Source organism: Duganella kummerowiae (assembly GCF_053572355.1).
In genome coordinates this window covers 270,614-292,839 of the sequence record NZ_JBKFEH010000017.1, presented here as the reverse complement: position 1 = coordinate 292,839, position 22,226 = coordinate 270,614, and the positions used below count along the sequence as shown (strand labels likewise).

The 22,226-nt window shown below is 65.9% G+C and carries 19 protein-coding genes; 13 read left to right on the top strand and 6 right to left on the bottom strand.

The annotated features are described in order from the left end of the window. Positions 1 to 55 precede the first annotated feature (55 nt). From prpR to ACLB1G_RS22780, 4 genes are all read left to right on the top strand, one after another. Positions 56 to 1,645: a propionate catabolism operon regulatory protein PrpR gene (prpR, locus tag ACLB1G_RS22795; RefSeq protein ID WP_491629530.1), complete on the top strand. Its 1,590-nt coding sequence runs from the start codon at positions 56 to 58 to the stop codon at positions 1,643 to 1,645. Between the two features lie 289 nt (positions 1,646 to 1,934). Then, on the top strand, positions 1,935 to 2,819 hold the full coding sequence (locus ACLB1G_RS22790) for an alpha/beta fold hydrolase (protein ID WP_491629529.1): 885 nt from the start codon (positions 1,935 to 1,937) through the stop codon (positions 2,817 to 2,819). An 8-nt stretch (positions 2,820 to 2,827) separates the two neighbouring features. Then, entirely contained in the window at positions 2,828 to 3,865 is a 1,038-nt protein-coding gene (locus tag ACLB1G_RS22785) for a sensor histidine kinase (RefSeq protein WP_491629528.1), read from the top strand. Then, positions 3,862 to 4,626 carry a LytR/AlgR family response regulator transcription factor gene (locus tag ACLB1G_RS22780; protein ID WP_491629527.1) on the top strand — a complete coding sequence of 255 codons (765 nt, stop codon included), beginning with the start codon at positions 3,862 to 3,864 and terminating at the stop codon, positions 4,624 to 4,626. The genes ACLB1G_RS22785 and ACLB1G_RS22780 overlap by 4 nt, the downstream gene beginning before the upstream one ends. 7 nt (positions 4,627 to 4,633) lie before the next feature. Here ACLB1G_RS22780 and ACLB1G_RS22775 read toward each other — a convergent pair whose 3' ends face one another. From ACLB1G_RS22775 to clpS, 4 genes are all read right to left on the bottom strand, one after another. Continuing rightward, complete coding sequence (locus tag ACLB1G_RS22775) at positions 4,634 to 7,078, bottom strand: ABC transporter permease (RefSeq protein WP_491629526.1); 2,445 nt, start codon at positions 7,076 to 7,078, stop codon at positions 4,634 to 4,636. A gap of 147 nt (positions 7,079 to 7,225) precedes the next feature. Then, on the bottom strand, positions 7,226 to 10,588 hold the full coding sequence (locus ACLB1G_RS22770) for a S41 family peptidase (RefSeq protein WP_491629525.1): 3,363 nt from the start codon (positions 10,586 to 10,588) through the stop codon (positions 7,226 to 7,228). A gap of 127 nt (positions 10,589 to 10,715) precedes the next feature. Then, on the bottom strand, positions 10,716 to 13,019 hold the full coding sequence (gene clpA / locus ACLB1G_RS22765) for an ATP-dependent Clp protease ATP-binding subunit ClpA (protein ID WP_491629524.1): 2,304 nt from the start codon (positions 13,017 to 13,019) through the stop codon (positions 10,716 to 10,718). After that, complete coding sequence (gene clpS, locus ACLB1G_RS22760) at positions 13,016 to 13,318, bottom strand: ATP-dependent Clp protease adapter ClpS (RefSeq protein ID WP_491629523.1); 303 nt, start codon at positions 13,316 to 13,318, stop codon at positions 13,016 to 13,018. The genes clpA and clpS overlap by 4 nt, the downstream gene beginning before the upstream one ends. A 324-nt stretch (positions 13,319 to 13,642) precedes the next feature. Here clpS and cspE point away from each other — a divergent pair, with 324 nt between their 5' ends. The 8 genes from cspE to ACLB1G_RS22720 all read left to right on the top strand — a co-directional run bounded on the left by cspE (position 13,643) and on the right by ACLB1G_RS22720 (position 19,679). Further along, positions 13,643 to 13,846, top strand: coding sequence for a transcription antiterminator/RNA stability regulator CspE (gene cspE / locus ACLB1G_RS22755; RefSeq protein ID WP_107141363.1), 204 nt, complete (start codon positions 13,643 to 13,645; stop codon positions 13,844 to 13,846). A gap of 300 nt (positions 13,847 to 14,146) precedes the next feature. Then, complete coding sequence (locus tag ACLB1G_RS22750) at positions 14,147 to 14,614, top strand: rhodanese-like domain-containing protein (RefSeq protein WP_491629522.1); 468 nt, start codon at positions 14,147 to 14,149, stop codon at positions 14,612 to 14,614. Between the two features lie 7 nt (positions 14,615 to 14,621). Beyond that, a complete protein-coding gene (epsC, locus tag ACLB1G_RS22745; RefSeq protein WP_491629521.1) occupies positions 14,622 to 15,539 on the top strand; it encodes a serine O-acetyltransferase EpsC in 918 nt (305 codons plus the stop codon). A gap of 17 nt (positions 15,540 to 15,556) precedes the next feature. Continuing rightward, positions 15,557 to 15,868, top strand: a complete 312-nt coding sequence (locus tag ACLB1G_RS22740) for a helix-turn-helix domain-containing protein (RefSeq protein WP_491629520.1) — start codon at positions 15,557 to 15,559, stop codon at positions 15,866 to 15,868. Between the two features lie 113 nt (positions 15,869 to 15,981). Next, positions 15,982 to 16,914 carry a family 2A encapsulin nanocompartment shell protein gene (locus ACLB1G_RS22735; protein ID WP_491629519.1) on the top strand — a complete coding sequence of 311 codons (933 nt, stop codon included), beginning with the start codon at positions 15,982 to 15,984 and terminating at the stop codon, positions 16,912 to 16,914. Positions 16,915 to 16,923: 9 nt separating this feature from the next. Next, positions 16,924 to 19,044: a family 2A encapsulin nanocompartment cargo protein cysteine desulfurase gene (locus ACLB1G_RS22730; RefSeq protein ID WP_491629518.1), complete on the top strand. Its 2,121-nt coding sequence runs from the start codon at positions 16,924 to 16,926 to the stop codon at positions 19,042 to 19,044. 97 nt (positions 19,045 to 19,141) lie between these two features. Next, entirely contained in the window at positions 19,142 to 19,444 is a 303-nt protein-coding gene (locus tag ACLB1G_RS22725) for a type II toxin-antitoxin system MqsR family toxin (RefSeq protein WP_491629576.1), read from the top strand. Position 19,445: 1 nt separating this feature from the next. After that, positions 19,446 to 19,679 (top strand): type II toxin-antitoxin system MqsA family antitoxin, encoded by a 234-nt coding sequence (locus ACLB1G_RS22720; protein ID WP_491629517.1) that lies wholly within the window; start codon positions 19,446 to 19,448, stop codon positions 19,677 to 19,679. A 109-nt stretch (positions 19,680 to 19,788) separates the two neighbouring features. On the opposite strand, the gene icd is transcribed toward ACLB1G_RS22720, so the two are convergent. After that, positions 19,789 to 21,042 carry an NADP-dependent isocitrate dehydrogenase gene (gene icd / locus ACLB1G_RS22715; RefSeq protein WP_491629575.1) on the bottom strand — a complete coding sequence of 418 codons (1,254 nt, stop codon included), beginning with the start codon at positions 21,040 to 21,042 and terminating at the stop codon, positions 19,789 to 19,791. Between the two features lie 123 nt (positions 21,043 to 21,165). Between icd and ACLB1G_RS22710 the strand changes: the two genes are divergently transcribed. After that, positions 21,166 to 21,723, top strand: coding sequence for a pseudouridine synthase (locus ACLB1G_RS22710; RefSeq protein ID WP_491629516.1), 558 nt, complete (start codon positions 21,166 to 21,168; stop codon positions 21,721 to 21,723). An 82-nt stretch (positions 21,724 to 21,805) separates the two neighbouring features. Here the strand turns inward: ACLB1G_RS22710 and rpsT are convergent, their stop codons facing one another. Beyond that, complete coding sequence (gene rpsT / locus ACLB1G_RS22705; protein WP_093559946.1) at positions 21,806 to 22,072, bottom strand: 30S ribosomal protein S20; 267 nt, start codon at positions 22,070 to 22,072, stop codon at positions 21,806 to 21,808. Positions 22,073 to 22,226: the final 154 nt, after the last annotated feature.

The window sequence follows — 22,226 nt, the reverse complement described above, 5'->3', positions numbered from 1 at the left end:
TATTGCCTGCTGTTTCAATTTGAAACATCGTAACATTGTGAACTACAATTGAAACATGCGCCCTTCCCCTACACCTGATCAGGACAAGCCGGTCATCTGGACCGTGTCCGTGTCGCGCCTGTCCGACCTGTTCCGCCACATCACGCTGGAATACGACGCCCTGGCCAACATCGAACCCATACACCTGGGCTTCGACGAAGCCGCGCGCCATATCCGCGAACGCCTGGCCACCGAGCGCTGCGACGCCGTGATCGCGGCCGGCTCCAACGCGGCCTACCTGAAGGGACGGCTGCCGGTGCCGGTGGTGGTGGCCAAGGCCAGCGGCTACGACATGATGCAGGCGCTGGCGCGCGCGCGCCGCCTGTCCGCGCGCATCGCCGTGGTGACCTACCAGCACCGCATGCCGGAGCTGAACGATTTCGCCCGCACCTTCGGGCTGGAACTGGAACAGCGCACCTACGTCACCGAGGCCGATGCCCGGGCCCAGATCGCCGAACTGAAAGCGGCCGGCATACAGGCCGTGGTGGGCGCCGGCCTGATCACGGACCTGGCCGAGGAAGCCGGACTGGCCGGCGTGTTCGTGTATTCCGCCACCTCGATACGCCAGGCCTTCGACGATGCGCTGGAGGTGGCGCGCCTGACCCAGCTGGAGGCCGGCCGCCACCAGCGCGTGGCGGTGGCCAGCACCCTGCGCGCCCGGCATGGGCTGAACGACTTGCGCGGCGAATCGGACGCCATGGAAAAGCTGCGCCAGGCCGTGCTGCTGTATGCGCGCTCCCCCGCCACCGTGCTGCTGCAGGGCGAGACCGGCTGCGGCAAGGAACTGGTGGCGCAGGCCATCCACCGCGAGGGGCCGCGCAGCCTGGGGCAGAACCGGCCCTTCGTGGCCGTCAATTGCGGGGCCATCGCGGAATCGCTGCTGGAATCGGAACTGTTCGGGCACGAGGAAGGCGCGTTCACGGGCGCGCGGCGCGGCGGCCATGCGGGGCTGTTCGAGGCGGCCAACCACGGCACCCTGTTCCTCGACGAGATAGGCGAGATGCCGCTGCCCCTGCAAACCCGCTTGCTGCGGGTGCTGGAGGAGCGCGAGGTGGTGCGGGTGGGCGGCACGCGGCCGGTGCCGGTCCATGTGCGCATCATCAGCGCCACCCATTGCGACCTGGAGCAGCGCGTGCGCGAGGGGCGCTTCCGGGCCGACCTGTTTTACCGCCTGGCCGTGCTGCGTTTGTCCCTGCCGCCGCTGCGCGAACGGGCGCAGGATATCGTGCCCTTGCTGGAGTGGTCCTTGAGGAATGCCATGGCGGCGCTGGGCGCCCGCGCGCATCCGGATTTGTCGGCCGAGCTGGCGGCGTGCGCGCCGCTGCTGCAGCGCCATGCCTGGCCGGGCAATGTGCGTGAGTTGCGCAACCTGGCCGAGCGGCTGGCGCTGTTCCTGGCGGCCGAGCCGCTGCAAGCCTTGACGCCTGCCTTTGTGCTGGGCGTGGCGCCTGAGCTGGCGGCTGTTCCTGCATCCACCCCGGTGTTGCGGGAAAGCGCGGCGCAGGTGCTGGCCCGCTTCGGCGGCCGGCGCGATGCGGCGGCCCAGTACCTCGGCATCAGCCGGACCACGCTGTGGCGGCGCCTGCGCGAGGAAGGCACTGAATGATCCACGCTGCTTGGGAGTTTTCCCAGGCAGCGGAGCGATGGCGTGTGCTGGGGGAGCAAGCGCCTGCTTTTGCCGCCCCCATCCTTGTACCACTGGCTGGACAGGGCCACGCCATCGGCCGCATCTTTTGGACACCATCACCGCATGGCTGCATGCCAGCGTGGCCGTGTACACCGGTGCGGCGGCGCCGCTCATCACGGCCTAGCACCGTTCATCCCGGCGCGCTGGCATGCCGCCCCCTGGCGGCCCTAGGATGTCTCCATCGACAACCCAAATCAGGAGAGCAGCCATGAACACCATTACCCAACGCCTCGCCACCGTTGCCGCCATTGCCACCACTCTGCTGCTGGCGGTCGCCCCGGCGGCCCGCGCCGCCGGCCACCCCGCCTTCAAGGCCGAAGTGACCGGCCAGGGCCAGCCCGTCATCATGATCCCCGGCCTGGCCTCGCCGGGCAGCGTGTGGGACGGCACGGTCCAGCACCTGTGCGGCGCCACCCGCCAGTGCCATGTGCTGACGCTGGCCGGCTTCCCCGGCCAGCCCGCCATCGAAGGTCCACTGCTGCCGCAGGTCGAACAGCAGCTGAGCGACTACATCCGCGACAACAAGCTGGGCAAGCCGGTCATCATCGGCCACAGCATGGGCGGCTTCCTCGGCATGAAGCTGGCCGCCGACCACCCGGAGCAGGTGGGACGCCTCATCATCGTCGACGCCCTGCCGGCGCTGGGCGCGCGCCAGGTGCCCAACATCACCGGCGCCCAGCTCAAACAGATCGCGGATGGCATGCGCGTCCAGATCAAAGCCGCACCCGCGCAAAGTTTTGACGACAACGCCCGGCGCAACGCCGCCACCATGGTCAGCGGAGAGGCCAACATCGAACGCGTCGCGGCATGGGTCAAGCAGTCCGACCGCAACACCGTGATCGACTCCATGGCCGACATGATGTCGGAAGACCTGCGCCCCGCCATGCCGCGCATCCAGGCTCCGACCCTGGTGCTGGGCAGCTGGATCGCGTTCCAGGCCTTTGCGCCGCGCGACGCGCTGGTCAGCGTCTACACCGACCAGTACGCAAAACTGCCAGGGGTAAAAATCGACATCAGCGACACCGCCAAGCACTTCATCATGGTCGACGACCCGGCTTGGATGTATGCTCGCATCGATAACTTCCTGAACTGAGCAAGACCATGCAAACCCGCCCTCCCCTGCTGGCCCGTTTGAACTGGTACTGGATACTCCAGGTCCTGGGCTGGACACTCTTCGCCCTGATGCAGCTGATGTTCAATGCGGTCGGCGAGCTCACCTGGCGCATCGCCGCCATCGCCAGCTGGGCCGGGTTGGCCGGCCTGCTGTGGAGCCATGCCTGGCGGCGCCTGCTCAAACGGCGCGGCTGGCTGGGCGCCAGGCCGCAATGGAATTCGCTGGCCCCTGCCATGCTGGTGCTGGCCTGCCTGCAGACCTTCAGCGTGGCGCTGGGCTACCTGGTCCTGCAGCCGCACGGACCGGTCAAGAGCCTGGACTGGCTGCCCGGCTCCATTTTCTACTGGCTGCTGGTGGACAGCGTCTGGACCATCCTCTACAACTCGGTGCTGTCGCTGCGCCGCGCCAACCGCTTCGAGGCCGAGGCGCTGCGCCTGGAAGTCAGCGCCAAGGACGCCGAGCTGCGCGCCCTGCAGGCCCAGGTCAACCCGCACTTCTTTTTCAACAGCATGAACAGCGTGCGCGCCCTGGTGTACGAGGACCAGGACGCGGCGGCCCGCATGATAGACCAGCTGGCCAGCGTGATGCGCTACGCGCTGCAGTCCGGCCAGCACGACACGGTGCCGCTGGAGGCCGAGATGGAAGCCGTGCAGTCCTACCTGGAGATCGAGAAGATACGCTTCGAGGAGCGCATGCGCGTGAGCGTGGAGATCGGCCCCGGGCTGGAACGGGTGCGCATTCCGCCCATGTCGCTGCAAACGCTGGTGGAAAACGCGGTCAAGTACGGCGTCGAGGCCAGCCCCAGCGGCAGCGAGATCCGCATCCGCGCCTACCGCCAGGACAGCCAGATCTACATCGAAATCGCCAACGCGGGCGCCATCGTCCCCTTCGCCAACTCCACCAAGGTCGGCCTGGTCAACACCCGCAAGCGCCTGGCCCTGGCCCTGGGCGAGCAGGCGCGCCTGGACCTGAGCGAAAACAGCGGCTGGGTGCGCGCCACACTGACCCTTCCGGAGGCGGCATGAGCGGCGCGATGACCACCGCCGGCATGGATCACGGCGGCGCCGCCAGCGGCGCCATCCGCGCGCTGCTGGTCGACGACGAGCGCCTGGCGCGCGCCGAGCTGCGCCGCTTGCTGGCCGCCCATCCGCAAGTGGAGATCGTGGGCGAGGCCGTCAACGCGGCCGACGCCGTACAGCAGATCGCCGCCCTCAAGCCGGACCTGATCTTCCTCGACGTGCAAATGCCGGGCGGCAGCGGCTTCGACGTGCTGGACGCGCTGGAACACGTGCCGGAAGTGATCTTCACCACCGCCTTCGACCGCTACGCCCTGCAAGCCTTCGAAGTCAATGCCCTGGACTACCTGCAAAAACCGATACAGGCCGCCCGCATGGCTGCCGCGCTGCAGCGCTGCGGCACCCGCATTGCCAGCGCGCGCCCGCCCGCCCTGGCCGACGGCGCGCAAAAGCTGTTCATCAAGGACGGCGAACGCTGCTGGTTCGTGGGCCTCAAGGATATCCGCCTGTTCGAGTCGGATGGCAATTACACCCGCGTCTACTTCGACCAGCACCGGCCGCTGATGCTGCGCTCCCTCAACCAGCTGGAAGAAAAACTGGACCCGCGGCGCTTCTTCCGCGCCAGCCGCAAGCACATCGTCAACCTGGACTTCGTGCGCAGCGTGACGCCCAACGAGGCAGGCGGCCTGGACCTGCTGCTGGAAACGGAGCTGGCGGTGGAAGTCTCGCGCCGCCGCGCCGCCCAGTTCAAGCAGCTGGCCAGCCTGTAACAAACGGCTAGCCGTGCAGCACGCGGGCCGGCGGTATGCGCATGGCGATCCAGGCATGGCGCGCGATGGCGGCCGCCGATATAACCGCGGTCAGCACCGCCGCCAGCAACAGGGTCCAGCCGCCTATGGGCGCGCGCTCCACATAGCCGCCCAGGTAGCGCTGGATGGCCACGGCCGCCACCGGCAAGCCTGCCAGCGCCGCCAGCAGCAACAGCATGGCGGCCTCGCGCGCCAGCAGCAGGCCGACTGCCGCGCGTCCGGCGCCGTGCAGCTTGCGCAGCACGATTTCCCTGGCGCGCCGCTGCACCGTGTGGGCCGACAGCGCATAGGTGCCGCAAGCAGCGATCAGCAGCGCGATGCCGCTGGCGATGGCCAGCAGCCTGGCCAGGCGCGCATCGTCGGCGTAATTGGCCGCCAGGATGGCGGAGGCGCGCTGCATCTTGAGGATGGCATCCGGGAAGTAGCGCGGCCACAGCTGGCGTACCATGTCCTCGGCCTGTTCCAGCGGCACGCCGGCGCGCACCGTGAGGGTGGCGCCTGCCGTCCATAGTTCGTAGGCCGTGGTGCGCGGCGCCTCGCGCAGGGAACGGAAGCGCAGCTCAGGCGCGATGCCCACGATGCGCTTGTGGACCACCTTGCCGTCAAAGTTAGTGAACAGCACTGTCTGGCCCACCGCTTGCTGCGGCGCGGGCCAGCCCAGCTGCCGCGCGGCCAGGGCGTTGAGCACCACCGGTATCTGGTCGTCCTCCTGGTCGATGGACGCATCGAACAGGCGTCCGCCCAGGGGGCCAATGCGGTACAGCTGGAAGAAATTGGCGCTGACCGATTTCATGTCCATGGACACGGCGGGGCCGCCGGGCCGGGTCAGCTCGCGGCTCCAGCCGCCGTCCTGGCGCCCCACGGCATCCTCGGACACCGCCACGCCCTGTACGCCCGGTTGGGCCTTGAGCGCCGCCAGCAAGGCGCGCGCCTTGGCGCTGGACCGCACCGGCTCCGGCAAGTCCACCACCAGCAGCGGCGCCGGATCGAAGCCGGGCGCGGCGCGCATGGCGTACCCGGTTTGCCAGGCGATGGCCAGCGTCACGCCGGCCAGCCCCATGGCGGCGCCCACCTGCAGCACGGTCAGCAGCCGCCGCAGGCGTGCGCTGAGGCGCGATTCGGTCTCCGGGCGGCCAGCCAGCACACGCGAGGGGTGCACGCGCAGCGCCGCCAGCACGGGACTCGCGGCCGTCAGCAATCCCAGCGCCACGCCCAGCGCCAGCGCGGCAGCCACGCCGGACCAGGACACGAGATCCGACAAGTCGCGCTCCATCAGCTGCGAGAACAGCGGCAGCACCAGCCAGGCCAGCAGCAGCCCGAGCACGCTGGCCAGCAGCGACAGCAGCAGGGACTCGGCCACGAAGCGCAGCGCGACGCGGCCGGCACCGGCGCCCAGCACCTTGCGCATGGCCACCTCGCGCTGGCGCCGCAGCACCCGCACGGTGGCCAGGTTGACGTAGTTGACGGCCGCCAGCGCCAGTATCAGCAGCGCCAGCGCGGCCAGCGCCGCCGGCACGGCGGGATCGGCGCGCGGGCCTGGCAGCACCGGGCCGTGGCTGGCCAGCTGGTGGTCAAAATAAGCCTCGCGCAGCGGCCGCAGTTCGATATCCATCACCTTGCGCCCGGCCAGCAGGGCGCGCGCCTCGGGCGGGATGTTCTGCACGCTGGGGGCGGCGTCCACGGCGCGCTGCAGTCCGGTTGCGATATCGGCCAGCCGCGCTTCCGGGCGGACCTTCACCAGCACCCGGCCCACCCAGCCCTGCTCCCCGGTCAGCATCTCGCTGCGCAGCTGCGCTTCCAGCAGCACCGACGCGGTCCCTATCAGCAGTTCGAACGGGATGGTGGTGCTGGCCGGCGGCTGGCGCACCACGGCGCCTACCCGCAGCACCTGGCCCTCGGCCTGCAGGGTGCTGCCGACAGCGTCGGCGCGGCCGTACAGGCGCAGCGCGGCCTGCTCGGTGATGGCGATGCTCTCCGGGCGCTCCAGGGCCGCCTGCAGGTCGCCGTGGCGCGCCTGCAGTCCCAGCATGGCGGCAAAGCCGGGCAGCACGGCCAGGCCGCGCAGCTCGTGCAGCCGGCCCTCGATGCGCACCGCCAGCGGCCGCTGCTCGGGGCGCGAGGGCACGTAGCTGGTGGCGTCCGCCACGCCCGGCAGCTTGAGCGCGGCGGCGCGCAGCAGCAGCGGCGCCGCATCGTAGCTGGGGCGGACGGGATCGGCGTTGTAGCGCTGCGCCACCACATACAGCCGCTCCACTTGCGGGATGTGGGCGTTGTACTGCCATGCGTGGCGCGCATAGCCGAGCAGCAGCAAGCAGGCGGCCAGCCCCAGGCTCAGTCCCAGCAGCGCCGCCGCCGTATAACCCGGTTCCTGGGCCAGCATGCGCCAGCCGGTGCGTATATCCTTCAATTCCATGGTCTGCGTCCGTAAAGCGAAAGTTTTCCCGTCTCTGCAATCTCCATGCCACGGGAAATCCGCGCTGCGCACGCGCCATCCGGCCTGACGTGTGCGGGAATGAACGCTGACACTGTCCATTCCCGGACACCGGCTTGCGGGTCCACCTTATTTTTTCAGCGACGGTATGGCCTGCGGCTGGTAAGGCTTGACCGGCTGGTCCTTGAGCTTTTTCTCCAGCAGCTCGATCGCCACTTCCAGCTGGCGGTCGCGCCCTTCGAAGGTGGCGTGCGGCAGGTTGTCCACTTCCACGTCCGGTGTCACGCCCACGCCTTCGATCAGCCATTGGCCGTCGGCGGTGCTGAACTGGCCGTTCTCGGCCACGCGCGCCATGCCGTTGTCGCTCAGCGAAGTGTTATCGCTGAGCCAGACCCCGGCGCCGGCCGTGCGCTTGCCCACCAGCGGCCCCAGGCCCAGGGCCTTGACGCCGGCCGCGAAGGTTTCGCCGTCCGAATAGGTCAGCTCGTCGACCAGCACCACCAGGTGGCCGCGGAAGGTGTTCTGCATGTTCCCGGCCGGCTGCACGCCGGGCGACGACCAGAAGGCCCACGAGCGGCGCAGCAGCTTTTCGATCACCCAGCTGTCGATATTGCCGCCGTTGTTGCGGCGCACGTCGATGATCAGGCCGTCGCGGTTGACGTTGGCGTAGAAGTCACGCGCGAACGAGGCGATGTCGCGCGGGCCCATGGCGCGCAGGTGCAGGTAGCCGATGCGGCCCCTGGACGCCTGCTCGACCTGCGCGGCGCGGCCCAGTTCCCAGTCGCCGTAGCGCAGCGAAGTCTGCTTGGCCATGCTGACCGGGATCACGATCACGGAACGGGGCGCGGCCGCGCCATGCTTGACCTGCAGCAGCACCTGCTTGTCGGCCTGGTTCAGCAGCAGGTCGGAAATGTCGCGCGCCTCCAGCACGGACTTGCCGTTGACGGCCGTGATGATGTCGCCTTCCTGCACATTCACTTCCGGCTGCGCCAGCGGCGCGCGCTCGGACGGCAGCTCCGCTTCGCTGCGGTAGATGCGGTCCACGCGGTAGCCTTCCGCCGTGCGGCTCAGCACCGCGCCCAGGCCGGACGGCGTGCCTTCCGGATTGGCGCGGCGCAGGTCGCCGGGCCGGATCTGCGAGTGCAACGCGCCCACTTCGCTGACCATCATGCCCAGCAGGTCATTGAGCTCGGCGCGGTCGGTCACGCGCTCGACCAGCGGCGCATACTTGTCGCGCACGCCGCTCCAGTTCACGCCGCGCATTTTCGCGTCATACAGGAAGTCGCGGTGCATGCGCCAGGCGTCGTTGAACATCTGCTTCCATTCCAGGCGCGGATTGGAGGTGAAGGTCCAGTCGTCCACCTTGACCTTGGCCTTGCTGACATCCTGCGGCGCCTTGGCCGCCGCTTCCACGATGACCATGTCGCCGCCCGGGCTGCCGGCCGGGCCGGTGCGGTAGTAGATGTGCTTCTTATTCAAGGCCAGGTCGTACTCGCGCACACCAGCCGCAAACACCTCGGGCTGGGGACCGTTGCCGGCAATGGCCAGCGTCTTCAGGCTGCTCTTGCCCTCGCCTTCGCTGTCCAGGAAGTACAGGCGCTTGTCGTCCACGTTCAGGGCGCGGTAATTGCCGGGCGCGACAGGCACTTCATACAGGCGCTCCTTGAGGCCCGCGTACACGATGGGTGGCAGGCCCCTGGCAGCGGGCTTCTTGTCCGCAGCCTTGTCGCCCGCTTTTTCGCCAGCCTTTTCGGCGGCCTTCTCCACCGCTTTTTCCGCCGCCTTTTCCGCCACTTTTTCCACCGCATCCTCGGCCGGCTTCTCGCCCGGCTTGTTCAGCTCATCGTCCGGCTTGAACGGGAAGCGGTTGCCCGGCTGTAGCGCCAGCGCGTAGATGCCGGTACGCTTGTCGAACACGGGGCCCATGTTGCGGTCGCCCCAGGGCGAGCCGTTGGCCAGGTTGAAGTTGCGCGCGGAGAGGAAATACAGCCAGCGCCCGTCCGGCGAGAACACGGGCGAGCGCGAGGTGTAGCGGTCGCTGGTGACGAAGGCCAGCTGCTTGCTGTCCAGGTTGTACAGGCCGATCTGCTCGCGCTGCTCCGTACTGGCGGCGCGCACGATGGCCAGGTTGCGCGAGTCGGGCGACCACAGGATTTCATCGTGCTTGTCGACGCCGGACTTGCCGGCATCGTCGATCAGGGTGTTGGCCTTGGTGGCCAGGTCCAGCAGCCAGAAGCGGCCTTTCTTGTCCGTATGGCCCAGCCATTTGCCGTCCGGCGAAGGATAGAGCTGCCAGCGGTGGCTGTTGCCGTCGCGGGTGAGCTGTTCGCCATGGCCGGAACCGTCGGCGGCGAACTTCCAGATCTCGTTCTCGCCAGTGCTGTCCACGATGGCATACACCCACTTGTCATCGGCGCTGAACACGGCCTCGCGGGCGCGCGCGCCTTCCGGCACCGCGATCTCGACGCGGCGGCGCTGGCCGGTGCCGGCCACCGTCACGCGGCCGCGCGCGGTCAGCACGATGCGTTCGTCCTTGCCGGCCAGCTGCACATTGGTCAGGTTGTCCAGCGGCGAGCGGATCTGGCGCGCGCGGGTCTGGTCGAAATCGGACACCAGGTTGAAGTGCAGCGCCTGGTCGGCCGCCGCACCCTGTTTGGACAAGTCCAGCACGTGCAGGTCGGCGCCCAGCTGGTAGACGATGCGGCCGTCGCCCAGCTGGGCGTTGCGCACGTCCCAGTCCACATGGGTGGTCAGCTGGCGCAGGTCGCTGCCGTCCGGCGCGGAAGACCACAGGTTGTCGGCGCCGCTGCGGTCGCTGATGAAATACAAGCGGCCCTGCCACCACATGGGGCGCTTGTTGTTGCCCGGGTCGGACGCCAGCAGCGGTTCGGCTTCCTGCGCACCCAGGGTGTAGCGCCACAGGCGGGCATGGGCGCCGCCGCGGTAGCCCTTGACGTTATCGTTGGTCAGGGCCAGGCCGAAGCGGGTGAAGTACAGGGTCTTGCCATCGTCGTCCAGCACGGCATCGTTGGCGTCGGCCACGGCGAATACGCGGCGCTGCAGGCTGTCCGGCTTGACGGCGGCCACGATGCGGTGCGCCGACGGTCCCTTGCTGTCCAGGGTGCTGACCAGCACCTCGCCCTGGGCGGTCCAGCCCAGCACCGTGACGGCGCCGTTCTCGAAGGTCAGGCGCTTGGGCAGGCCGCCGCCTATCGGCATCAGGTACGCTTCCTGCGGGCCTTCGTAGGAGGCCGAGAACGCGATCCAGTGGCCGTCGCGCGAAATGGCGGCATTGGTTTCGGCGGCCGGATGGGTGGTCAGGCGCTGGGCCTGGCCGCCGCGCGCGCTGGCGCGCCACAAATCGCCCTCGGCCGTGAACACGATATTGTCGCCACGGATGGCGGGAAAGCGGTAATAAGCGTCGGCGGCGTGGACAGCGGGGAACAGGCCGGCCGAAGCCAGCAAGACGGCGAGAGTACGGGAAATGGTCATGGACGGAGCGGGCTGTGAGATGAATCAAGACATTGATTTTGTCACAGCTTTTTATCCGGCAATACCATTTTTTCGACGTAAAAAAACCGCGTTCGGCGAACGCGGTTTTGTTTGGGAGAGGAAACGCTTAATCCACTTCCACCGTCTCGGGCGGGATGGTCGGCGCCGGATCGGATTCCGGGAACTCCAGCTTGATCTGGTCTTTCTCGTCCAGGTCCACGGTCACCTTGCCGCCGGCGACCAGGCGGCCGAACAGCAGCTCGTCGGCCAGCGCCTTGCGTATCATGTCCTGTATCAGACGGGACATCGGACGCGCGCCCATGAGCGGGTCGAAACCTTTCTTGGCGAGGAACTTGCGCAGCTTCTCGCTGAAGATGGCTTCCACCTTCTTCTCGTGCAGCTGCTCTTCCAGCTGCATCAAGAACTTGTCCACCACGCGCAGGATGATTTCCTCGTCCAGCGCGCGGAAGCTGATGATGGCGTCGATACGGTTGCGGAACTCCGGCGTGAACATGCGCTTGATGTCGCCCATTTCGTCGCCGGCCTGCTTGGCCGTGGTGAAGCCGATCGAGGCCTTCTGCAGGCTTTCCGCGCCCGCATTGGTGGTCATGATGATGATCACGTTGCGGAAGTCCGCCTTGCGGCCATTGTTGTCGGTCAGGGTGCCATGGTCCATCACCTGCAGCAGGATGTTGAAGATGTCCGGATGGGCCTTCTCGATCTCGTCCAGCAGCAGCACGGCGTGCGGCTTCTTGGTGATGGCCTCGGTCAGCAAGCCGCCCTGGTCGAAGCCGACATAACCCGGCGGCGCGCCGATCAGGCGCGACACGGCGTGGCGCTCCATGTACTCCGACATGTCGAAGCGGATCAGTTCGATGCCCAGGATGAAGGCCAGCTGCTTGGCCACCTCGGTCTTGCCGACGCCGGTGGGACCGGAGAACAGGAAGGAGCCGATAGGCTTGTCGGTCTTGCCCAGGCCGGCGCGCGCCATCTTGATGGCCGACGACAGCGCCTCGATGGCGGGATCCTGGCCGAACACCACGTTGCGCAGGTCGCGGTCTATGGTCTGCAGCTTGCTGCGGTCGTCCTGGTTGACGGTCTGGGGCGGGATGCGCGCGATCTTGGAAATGATGTCCTCGATCTCGGTCTTGCCTATGGTCTTCTTCTGCTTGGACTTGGGCAGGATGCGCTGGGCCGCGCCGGCCTCGTCGATCACGTCGATGGCCTTGTCCGGCAGGTGGCGGTCATTGATGAAGCGGGCCGCCAGCTCGGCCGCCGTGGACAGCGCCGACGACGAGTATTTCACGCCATGGTGTTCCTCGAAGCGCGACTTCAGGCCGCGCAGGATCTGCACGGTCTGCTCCACGGTGGGCTCGTTCACGTCCACTTTCTGGAAGCGGCGGCTCAGGGCGTGGTCTTTCTCGAACACGCCGCGGAACTCGGTGTAGGTGGTGGCGCCCACGCATTTCAGCTGGCCGTTGGCCAGGGCCGGTTTCAGCAGGTTGGACGCGTCCAGCGTGCCGCCCGAGGCCGAGCCGGCGCCGATGATGGTGTGGATCTCGTCGATGAACAGGATGCCGTTCGGATTGTCCTTGAGCTGCTTGAGTACGGCCTTGAGGCGCTGCTCGAAGTCGCCGCGGTACTTGGTGCCGGCCAGCAGCGCGCCCATGTCCAGCGAATAGACCACGGCGTTCTGCAGGATCTCGGGCACGTCGCCCTGGGTGATGCGGTAGGCCAGGCCTTCGGCAATGGCGGTCTTGCCCACGCCGGCTTCGCCCACCAGCAGCGGGTTGTTCTTGCGCCGGCGGCACAGGATCTGGATCACGCGGTCGACCTCGTCCTCGCGGCCGATCAGGGGATCGATCTTGCCGTCGGCGGCCTGCTTGTTCAGGTTCTGGGTGAACTGGTCCAGCGGGCTTTCCTTGGTCTGGCCCTCGCCGCCCGGCGCGCCTTCTTCCCCGCCTTCGGACGCCTTGGCGGCGTCGGCCTGCTGGTCCTTGCGCACGCCGTGCGAGATGAAGTTGACCACGTCCAGGCGGGTCACGCCCTGCTGGTGCAGGTAGTAGACCGCATGCGAATCCTTCTCGCCGAAGATGGCCACCAGCACGTTGGCGCCGGTGACTTCCTTCTTGCCGTTGGAAGCCGACTGCACGTGCATGATGGCGCGCTGTATCACGCGCTGGAAGCCCAGTGTGGGCTGGGTATCCACCTCGGTGGTCCCTGGCACGGTGGGCGTGTTATCGCCGATGAAATTGGTCAGGGTCTTGCGCAGATCTTCAATATTGACGGCGCAGGCGCGCAACACCTCGGCCGCTGATGGATTGTCCAGCAGCGCCAGCAGCAAATGCTCGACCGTGATGAATTCGTGACGGGCCTGGCGCGCCTCGACGAAAGCCATGTGCAAACTCACTTCTAATTCCTGCGCAATCATACTTCCTCCATCACGCACTGCAGGGGATGGCCTGCCTTGCGCGCATGCGTTAATACAAACTCCACTTTGGTACAGGCGATGTCTTTGGAAAACACGCCGCACACGCCCTTACCGTAGCGATGCACGCTCAGCATGATTTGCGTCGCGGTTTCGCGGTCCTTGTTGAAATACTCCTGGATGATGGCGACGACAAATTCCATCGGGGTATAGTCGTCATTTAACAACGCCACCTGGTACAGGGGTGGCGGTTTCAGCGCTTGCCGCTCCAGGACGGCGTCTGTGTCATGCTTGGTTGCCATACGCTTATATTCTAATGCTTTCGCGGTTCCTGCAATGCCCATTTCGTGCCGCACTGCCAATTGCTTTCCATCTTACGCCACTTCTCGTTGGGCTGCAGATGCAGGCGCGTTCGCCAAAATCAAGAGTTGCATATCAGCCAATTTTCTGGAAAGTAGCAAAATGCCCACAAAACCGCTTGACTTTCAAAATTGGTCCGCTAACAATGCGTTATCGGCTCGTGCAGTAATGTACATGTTGATAAGCAAAGTGAGGCGTGAGGAGGGGGCAGGAAGCTTCTTGCTTTTATGGCTCGTGTGATCCGTTTTTAAATTGAAAGTTCTTTTATGGCAACAGGTACTGTTAAGTGGTTCAATGACTCCAAAGGTTTTGGCTTCATCACTCCTGATGATGGCGGCGAGGATTTGTTCGCTCACTTCTCCGCAATCAACATGAACGGTTTCAAGACCCTCAAGGAAGGTCAGAAAGTTCAATTCGAAGTCACGCAAGGCCCGAAAGGCAAGCAAGCTTCCAACATCCAGGCCAGCTAATCACTGTCCGGTAGCCGGCCCCGGGCAGCACTGCCCGGCCGGCTCTGACGGCCCGGTCGCACCGTAGACCGGGCCGTTCTTCGTTTCTCCGCATTGCCTCCTGCATCGCCGCACTTCTCCCCTTTATTGCCTCCCGCACTCCCCAGCGCCATCGCCTGGGGACGCCCGCTACTGTCCTGCGCTTTATAACTTTTCCTGCTGAGGGAAGTTGTTTTTATTCGTTTTACCGCTGGTCGGGAAATCGTATATTCACGTCAACGGCGATGCCGCCTATCGCCATCCAACGTGAAGGTTCTGAACATGCAAGTTGACGCCATTCCTACCCTCCCGCCCGAACTGGCCGCTGTCAAGGCCGCCGCCGAAGCCGCCGGCCTGCCGTATGCCGGCGGGGTGCCGCCCGCCGTGGCCTGGGAACTGTTTTCCACCCGGCGCGCCGTGCTGGTGGACGTGCGCTCCGCCGAGGAGCGCACATTCGTCGGCCACGTGCCCGGCAGCCTGCACGTGGCCTGGGCCACCGGCACCGCGCTGACCCGCAACCCGCGCTTCGCGCGCGAACTGGAAGCGAAAATCGGCGGCAAGGACGTGGTGGCCCTGCTGCTGTGCCGCAGCGGCAAGCGCTCGGCGCTGGCGGCCGAGGCAGCCACCAAGGCAGGCCTGAGCTGCATCTTCAACGTGCTGGAAGGCTTCGAGGGCGAGATCGACGCCAGCCAGCAGCGCGGCAAGGCCGACGGCTGGCGCTTCCACGGCCTGCCCTGGGTCCAGGACTGAGCAAGCCATGAGCGCCACCTTCGACATCGCCGGCATCGTCCAGCAATTGCATCACACCCGCCAAGCCTGGCGCCAGGCCCAGAGCCGCGCCGTGACGGAAGCGGGCGGCCGCGAATTCCCCTCGCGTGATGCGCTGGCGGCCATCATCGAGAGCCTGAAAGGGGTGCTGTTCCCCATGCGCCTGGGCCCGCCCGACCTGCGCCAGGAAAGCGAGGACTTCCACGTCGCCCACGCCCTGGACGCCGCCCTGCACGCCCTGCTCAAGCAGGTGCGGCGCGAACTGAAGTACAACGCCACCCTGGCCGAACAAAGCACCGGTGACATCGAACAGGCCGCCCTGGACGCGGTGCGCCGCTTCGCCGCCGCCCTGCCCGCCATCCGCTCGCTGCTGGACAGCGATGTGCTGGCCGCCTACCAGGGCGATCCCGCCGCGCGCAGCGTGGACGAGGTGCTGCTGTGCTATCCGGGCGTGCTGGCCATGATCCATTACCGCCTGGCGCACCAGCTATACCGGCTGGAGCTGCCGCTGCTGGCGCGCATCGTGGCCGAGCTGGCCCACGCCGCCACCGGCATCGACATCCATCCCGGCGCCAGCATAGGCGCCGGCTTCTTCATCGACCACGGCACTGGCGTGGTGATAGGCGAGACCGCCATCATCGGCCAGCGGGTGCGGGTCTACCAGGCCGTCACCCTGGGCGCCAAGCGCTTCCCCACCGATGCCGACGGCAATCTGCAAAAAGGCTGGCCGCGCCACCCGCTGGTGGAGGACGATGTGGTCATCTATGCAGGCGCCACCATCCTGGGCCGCATCACCATCGGCAAGGGAGCCGTCATCGGCGGCAATGTCTGGGTCACGCACGATGTACCGCCGGGAGGCCGCATCGCCCAGGCGGAATCGCGCGTCGGCGCCCTCGCGGCCAGCTAGTCCTGTTGGAGCGCTTCATGGCAGACAAACGAACTGACGGCAAACAGCGCGCGGACACGGCGCGCCAGGGCGAAGACCGGGACGGCATACCCAGCGGGCTGGTGCGCGGCTTCGGCATCGGCGTGCGCCAGCTGCGCGAAGCCCAGGGCTGGTCACAGGAGCGCCTGGCCGAAAATTCCAACCTCAACCGTTCCTACATCGGCGAGATCGAACGCGGCCGCGTGATCGCCTCCCTGGTGACGGTGGAAAAGCTGGCCGCCGCCCTGCAGCTCACTCCCTCGGCCCTGCTCACGCGCGGCGAAAACATCAGCCGCCAGCAAGAAGCCTGACGACGGCTCGCCGTTTTGATGGCTATAGCATGTTGAGCTGTTTTGTGCGCCGCCGCACACTACGAACTGCTTAGCTTATTTTTCAACTTTATTTATTTGGAAAAGGAATAACGATGACGGCAACCGTAGGCGGCACCACTGCGCTGGGCGATAATGCAGCACGGCAACTAGCCAATGCGACCAAGACCGCACCGCAGCTTGAAACCATCAGCCCGCGCTGGCTGACCCACCTGCTGCAATGGGTACCGGTGGAAGCCGGCATCTACCGCCTCAACAAGGTGAAGAATCCGGAAGCCATCAAGGTGACCTGCACCGCGCGCGAGGAAGAGAACCAACTGCCGCGCACCTATGTGGACTACGAGGAGCATCCGCGCGAATACTTCCTGAACGCCGTTTCCACCATCCTGGACGTGCACACCCGCGTCTCCGACCTGTACAGCAGCCCGCACGACCAGATCAAGGAACAGCTGCGCCTCACCATCGAGACCATCAAGGAAAACCAGGAAAGCGAACTGATCAACAATCCTGACTACGGCCTGCTGGCCCAGGTCGCGGACGAGCAACGCATCTTCCCGCTGACTGGCGCGCCCACCCCGGACGACCTGGACGAGCTGCTGACCAAGGTGTGGAAGGAGCCCGCCTTCTTCCTGACCCACCCGCTGGCGATTGCCGCCTTCGGGCGCGAAGCCACGCGGCGCGGCACGCCACCGCCCACCATCAGCCTGTTCGGCTCGCAGTTCATCACCTGGCGCGGCATCCCGCTGATCCCCTCGGACAAGGTGCCCGTGGCCGACGGCAAATCCAAGATCATCCTGCTGCGCGTGGGCGAAAAGCGCCAGGGCGTGGTGGGCCTGTTGCAGCCCGGCCTGCCGGGCGAGCAAAGCCCGGGGCTGTCGGTGCGCTTCATGGGCATCAACAACCATGCCATTTCGTCCTACCTGATCTCGCTGTACTGCTCGCTGGCGGTGCTGACCAAGGATGCGCTGGCCGTGCTGGACGATGTCGAGATCGGCAAATACCACGACTACCCGGACGTCTACAAATAAAGGGATGCCGTGAGCTCGCTGACCACTCCCCCCACCGTGCCGGACGCCGCTGCAGCCCCGATCGACCCGGGCCTGCTGGCGCGCCTGGCCACCGAGCTGTTCGCCGCCCCGCCGTTCGCGCCGCATGGCGTGCAGGCGCCCGGTAACATGGCGCCGGCCGGTTCGCCACTGTCCAGTCCGGCCGGCTTGGGCCCCGGCGTGCCGGGCACGCCCATCCCCCAGGGACAAATCCCCGGCACCAATTTGATACCGGCCTCGCCCGGCCCGGTGCTGTCACTGGGCAACCGCGCACCGGCGCTGGCGCCGGCCGCACAGGCCGGCAACGGCGTGCCGGACAAGCTGTTCGCGTCCATCCCCGCCTACGAGCCGCGCAGCTGCGGCGCGCTGCTGGGCGTGCCGGAATCGGTGGAGGCCGGCCAGGCGCCGGCGGCCGCATCGCCCTACTACTTCGTCAATGAGGCGCAGGGGCTGGCCGGCCGTCCGACCGGCATACAGACCGCAGCGCCTGGGGCGGCGGGCGCTCCGGCGGCGGGCGCTCCGGCGGCCGGCGCTCCGGCGGCCGGCGTTCCGGCGGCCGGCGCTCCGGCGGCCGGCCTTTGGGCGCACCGTGCTCCCTCAGCCGGGACTCCAGTAGCCAGCACAGCTGCTGCAGGTGTTCCGGTGACAGGCGTAACAGGCGCGGCGCCAGGGCTGTCCGCACTCCATGCGCCCTGGCTGGACGTGCCGCAGCCGCAGCCTGGCACGCTGCATGGTCCGGCGGCGCCGGTCCTGCCCGGCGCCGCTACTGCAGCACCATCGCCGCAGTACTACTTCGTCGATGCCGTGGTGCTGCCCAGCGGCTACGTCACACCCGCCAAGACGGCGCCGCACGGCACCGTGCCGCTGGCCGGGGCCGGCCGCCACCCACCGTTCGACGTGCATGCCGTGCGGCGCGACTTCCCCATCCTGCAGGAGCGCGTCAACGGCCGCCAGCTGGTGTGGTTCGACAACGCCGCCACCACCCACAAGCCGCAGCCGGTGATAGACCGCATCAGCCACTTTTACGAGCACGAGAACTCCAACATCCACCGCGCCGCGCACGAACTGGCGGCGCGCGCCACCGACGCCTACGAAGGCGCGCGCCAGCGCGTAAAAAGCTTCATCAACGCACCGGACGTGAACGAGGTGATCTTCGTGCGCGGCACCACCGAGGCCATCAACCTGGTGGCCAAGAGCTGGGGCGGCCAGCACGTGGGCGAAGGCGACGAGATCATCGTCTCCAACCTGGAGCACCACGCCAACATCGTGCCCTGGCAGCAGCTGGCCGCCGCCAAGGGCGCCAGGCTGCGCGTGATCCCGGTGGACGACAGCGGCCAGGTGCTGCTGGACGAATACCGCAAGCTGCTCAACGACCGCACCAAAATCGTGGCAGTCACACAAGTGTCGAACGCGCTGGGCACGGTGGTGCCGGTCAAGGAAATCGTCGAACTGGCGCACCGCGCCGGCGCCAGGGCGCTGGTCGATGGCGCGCAATCGGTGTCGCACATGCGGGTCGACGTGCAGGATATCGGCGCCGATTTCTTCGTGTTCTCCGGCCACAAGGTGTTCGGTCCCACCGGCATCGGCGTGGTGTGGGGCAAGCGCGAAGTGCTGGAAGACATGCCGCCCTGGCAGGGCGGCGGCAACATGATCGCCGACGTCACGTTCGAGAAAACGGTGTTCCAGCCCATCCCCAACAAGTTCGAAGCCGGCACCGGCAACATCGCCGACGCCGTGGGCCTGGGCGCCGCCATCGACTACGTGAACCGCATCGGAATGGAGAACATCGCCCGCTACGAGCATGAACTGCTGTTGTACGGCATGCGCGAGCTGGGCGCGATCCAGGGCCTGCGCCTGATCGGCACGGCGGCCGACAAGGCCAGCGTGATGTCCTTCGTACTGGCAGGCTACAGCACGGAAGAAGTGGGCCATGCGCTGAACGACGAAGGCATCGCGGTACGCACGGGCCACCACTGCGCCCAGCCCATCCTGCGCCGCTTCGGCGTGGAAACGACGGTGCGCCCCTCGCTGGCGTTCTACAACACGTACGACGAAATCGACCGCCTGGTCGCCGTCGTGCGGCGCCTGGCAGGCCAGCGCCGCGCGGGCTGACACCCACCAGCGGGCGCCACCCTGGCGCCCGCTTCTAATCCCCGTCAATACCACTCCACCCCATTTGGTTACATTGGCCTTTTAGGCTAGTATGATCATGGAAAAGCACACGCCACACTGCAAACTGAGCAAGGTGAAGGCATTGGTGACGGCCGGCAGAGTCCTCGCAACGAACACGGCTATGCGCGACGCACGCGGTGTCGGCATCACCACCCTACAGGGGATGTGCGAAATTCTTTTATCCCTGACGCCTGCGGATTTCTACAAGAGCATGACAAGCCATCTGGACCATCGGATATGGCAGGATGTCTATCATGGAATGACGGCAGACGGGATAGCGCTCTACATCAAGGTGACGGTCATCAATGATGTACTGATCGTTTCGTTCAAGGAGCTGTGACATGAAAAACTGTCCCGTATGCGGTGCACCGTTCCCAGAATACGCGACCCGCAATCTGCCTTACACCTACAGGGGAAAAACCACCATTATTCCAGCCGTCAGCGGCTATCATTGCGCCCACTGCGGCGAGGTTACCCTTGATCGCGCTGCAGCGGACCGCTACAGCGAACTAATAGGCGAGTTCGAGCGCCGAGTAAACAAGGATCCTGTCGAGCCAACACACATCGAAAAGTAATACGTGGGCAAGTGAGGCCCATGGCTTCCGTTGAAAGCGGCTTGGCGTATCAAACTTCTCCATCATCCCCTGTCCCGACAGGAACAGGGGAATACAGTGACACCTGGCCTTACATCTGCTCGATCATCACATTGCCGAAGCCGGAGCAGGACAGCTGGTTGGCGCCTTCCAGCAAGCGGGCGAAGTCGTAGGTGACCTGTTTCGAGGTGATGGCTTTTTCCATGGAGCGGATGATCAGGTCGGCCGCTTCGGTCCAGCCCATGTGGCGCAGCATCATCTCGGCTGACAAGATCATGGAACCCGGATTCACGTAATCCTTGCCCGCGTACTTGGGCGCGGTGCCGTGGGTCGCCTCGAACATGGCCACCGAGTCCGACATGTTGGCGCCCGGCGCAATGCCGATGCCGCCCACCTGGGCCGCCAGCGCGTCCGAGATGTAGTCGCCATTCAGGTTCAGGGTGGCGATCACGCTGTACTCGGCCGGACGCATGAGGATCTGCTGCAGGAAGGCGTCGGCAATGGAATCCTTGATGGTGATATCGCGCCCGGTCTTGGGGTTCTTGAACTTGCACCATGGGCCGCCGTCGATCAGCTGGGCTCCGAATTCCTTCTGCGCCAGCGCGTAGGCCCAGTCGCGGAAGCCGCCTTCGGTGAATTTCATGATGTTGCCCTTGTGGACAATGGTCACCGAGGGCTTGTCGTTGTCGATGGCGTACTGTATCGCCTTGCGCACCAGGCGCTCGGTACCCTCGCGCGAGACCGGCTTGACGCCAATGCCGGAACTGTCCGGGAAGCGGATTTTCTTGACGCCCATGTCCTCGGTGAGGAAGCGTATCAGCTTGCGCGCGCCGTCCGAACCGGCCGCGTATTCGATGCCGGCGTAGATGTCTTCCGAGTTCTCACGGAAGATCACCATATTGGTCTTTTCCGGCTCCTTCAGCGGCGACGGCACGCCGCGGAAATAGCGCACCGGGCGCAGGCACACGTACAGGTCCAGTTCCTGGCGCAGCTGTACGTTGAGGGAACGGATGCCGCCGCCCACCGGCGTGGTCAGCGGGCCCTTGATGGAGACCAGGTAATCGCGCACCACTTCCAGGGTTTCCTGCGGCAGCCACACGTCGGCGCCATACAGGCGGGTGGCCTTCTCGCCTGCGTAGATCTCCATCCAGTGTATCTTGCGCTCGCCGCCATAGGCCTTGTCCACCGCCGCGTCGATCACCTTCAGCATCACCGGGCTGATGTCGGCGCCTACCCCGTCGCCCTCGATGTAGGGGATGATGGGGTTGAGCGGCACGTTCAGGCTGCAATCGGCGTTGGCGGTGATTTTCTGGCCGCCGGCAGGGACTTGGATATGTTGGTACATCATGTTCTCCGATAGGGATCAGTCTTGTATAAGACATAAGACGCTGTCTTATTATGCACGACTATTTTACAAGCCGCCAAGGTTTTTGAACCGGCCAGGCGCCTGGCAGAGTACCATATCGGCATGTCACTCATACTCTTCAACAAGCCCTTCCAGGTACTGTGCCAGTTTTCCGGCGACGGCGAACGCCAGACCCTGGCCGACTACCTCGATATCCCCAACATTTACCCGGCCGGACGCCTGGACGCCGACAGCGAAGGCCTGCTGCTGCTGACCGACGACGGCAAGCTGCAGCACGACATCGCCCACCCGGACCACAAGCAGCCCAAGACCTACCTGGTGCAGGTCGACGGCGTGCCCGACGCGGCCACGCTGGCGCGCCTGCAGGCCCCCATCGACCTGGGCGACTTCACCACCCTGCCCTGCCAGGCCGTCCGCATCGCCGAGCCAGACTGGCTGTGGCCGCGCAATCCCCCCATACGCCAGCGCGCCAGCCAGCCCACCAGTTGGCTGGCCATCACCCTGCAGGAAGGGAAAAACCGCCAGGTTCGCCGCATGACGGCGGCCGTCGGCCTGCCCACCCTGCGCCTGGTACGCAGCAGCATAGGCGCCATCTCGCTGGCCAGCCATCCCTTGATGCCGGGCGAGTGGATGGAAGTCGCCCCTTCTGAATTACGCTGACCCAAACGACAAAACCCGCCGGGCCATGGCCGGGCGGGTTCTTGCTGTATCGATTAATGCGGCCTGGGCCGCATTACATCAATTAAGCGGACAGTGCTTTCAGGGCAGCTGCCAGGCGGCTCTTGTGGCGAGCGGCCTTGTTTTTGTGGATGATCTTCTTGTCGGCGATGCTGTCGATGGTCGACACGGAAGCCTGGAAGATTGCGGTAGCAGCGGCCTTGTCGCCAGCCTGGATGGCTTTGCGGGCAGCTTTGATAGCGGTGCGCAGGGTCGAGCGCTGGGCCGAGTTGTGGGCGTTTTGCTTAACAGCCTGGCGAGCGCGTTTGCGCGCTTGTGCGGTATTTGCCATGAAATTTCCTAGAACAGTGTAAAGGTGCGTTTGCAAACATAATTGTTTGTCAAACAAGTCCGGCCGGTAGATGCCGACCTTGTGAGTCAAACTGCTGCATGCCAAACAATTGTTGTCTGCATAGCAGAATTCTGTACAGCCTGCGATTATAACC

Coding starts and splice junctions, on each gene's coding strand:
- prpR (WP_491629530.1), top strand. CDS start 56: ATGCGCCCTTCCCCTACACCTGATCAGGACAAGCCGGTCATCTGGACC.
- ACLB1G_RS22790 (WP_491629529.1), top strand. CDS start 1,935: ATGAACACCATTACCCAACGCCTCGCCACCGTTGCCGCCATTGCCACC.
- ACLB1G_RS22785 (WP_491629528.1), top strand. CDS start 2,828: ATGCAAACCCGCCCTCCCCTGCTGGCCCGTTTGAACTGGTACTGGATA.
- ACLB1G_RS22780 (WP_491629527.1), top strand. CDS start 3,862: ATGAGCGGCGCGATGACCACCGCCGGCATGGATCACGGCGGCGCCGCC.
- ACLB1G_RS22775 (WP_491629526.1), bottom strand. CDS start 7,078: ATGGAATTGAAGGATATACGCACCGGCTGGCGCATGCTGGCCCAGGAA.
- ACLB1G_RS22770 (WP_491629525.1), bottom strand. CDS start 10,588: ATGACCATTTCCCGTACTCTCGCCGTCTTGCTGGCTTCGGCCGGCCTG.
- clpA (WP_491629524.1), bottom strand. CDS start 13,019: ATGATTGCGCAGGAATTAGAAGTGAGTTTGCACATGGCTTTCGTCGAG.
- clpS (WP_491629523.1), bottom strand. CDS start 13,318: ATGGCAACCAAGCATGACACAGACGCCGTCCTGGAGCGGCAAGCGCTG.
- cspE (WP_107141363.1), top strand. CDS start 13,643: ATGGCAACAGGTACTGTTAAGTGGTTCAATGACTCCAAAGGTTTTGGC.
- ACLB1G_RS22750 (WP_491629522.1), top strand. CDS start 14,147: ATGCAAGTTGACGCCATTCCTACCCTCCCGCCCGAACTGGCCGCTGTC.
- epsC (WP_491629521.1), top strand. CDS start 14,622: ATGAGCGCCACCTTCGACATCGCCGGCATCGTCCAGCAATTGCATCAC.
- ACLB1G_RS22740 (WP_491629520.1), top strand. CDS start 15,557: ATGGCAGACAAACGAACTGACGGCAAACAGCGCGCGGACACGGCGCGC.
- ACLB1G_RS22735 (WP_491629519.1), top strand. CDS start 15,982: ATGACGGCAACCGTAGGCGGCACCACTGCGCTGGGCGATAATGCAGCA.
- ACLB1G_RS22725 (WP_491629576.1), top strand. CDS start 19,142: ATGGAAAAGCACACGCCACACTGCAAACTGAGCAAGGTGAAGGCATTG.
- ACLB1G_RS22720 (WP_491629517.1), top strand. CDS start 19,446: ATGAAAAACTGTCCCGTATGCGGTGCACCGTTCCCAGAATACGCGACC.
- icd (WP_491629575.1), bottom strand. CDS start 21,042: ATGTACCAACATATCCAAGTCCCTGCCGGCGGCCAGAAAATCACCGCC.
- ACLB1G_RS22710 (WP_491629516.1), top strand. CDS start 21,166: ATGTCACTCATACTCTTCAACAAGCCCTTCCAGGTACTGTGCCAGTTT.
- rpsT (WP_093559946.1), bottom strand. CDS start 22,072: ATGGCAAATACCGCACAAGCGCGCAAACGCGCTCGCCAGGCTGTTAAG.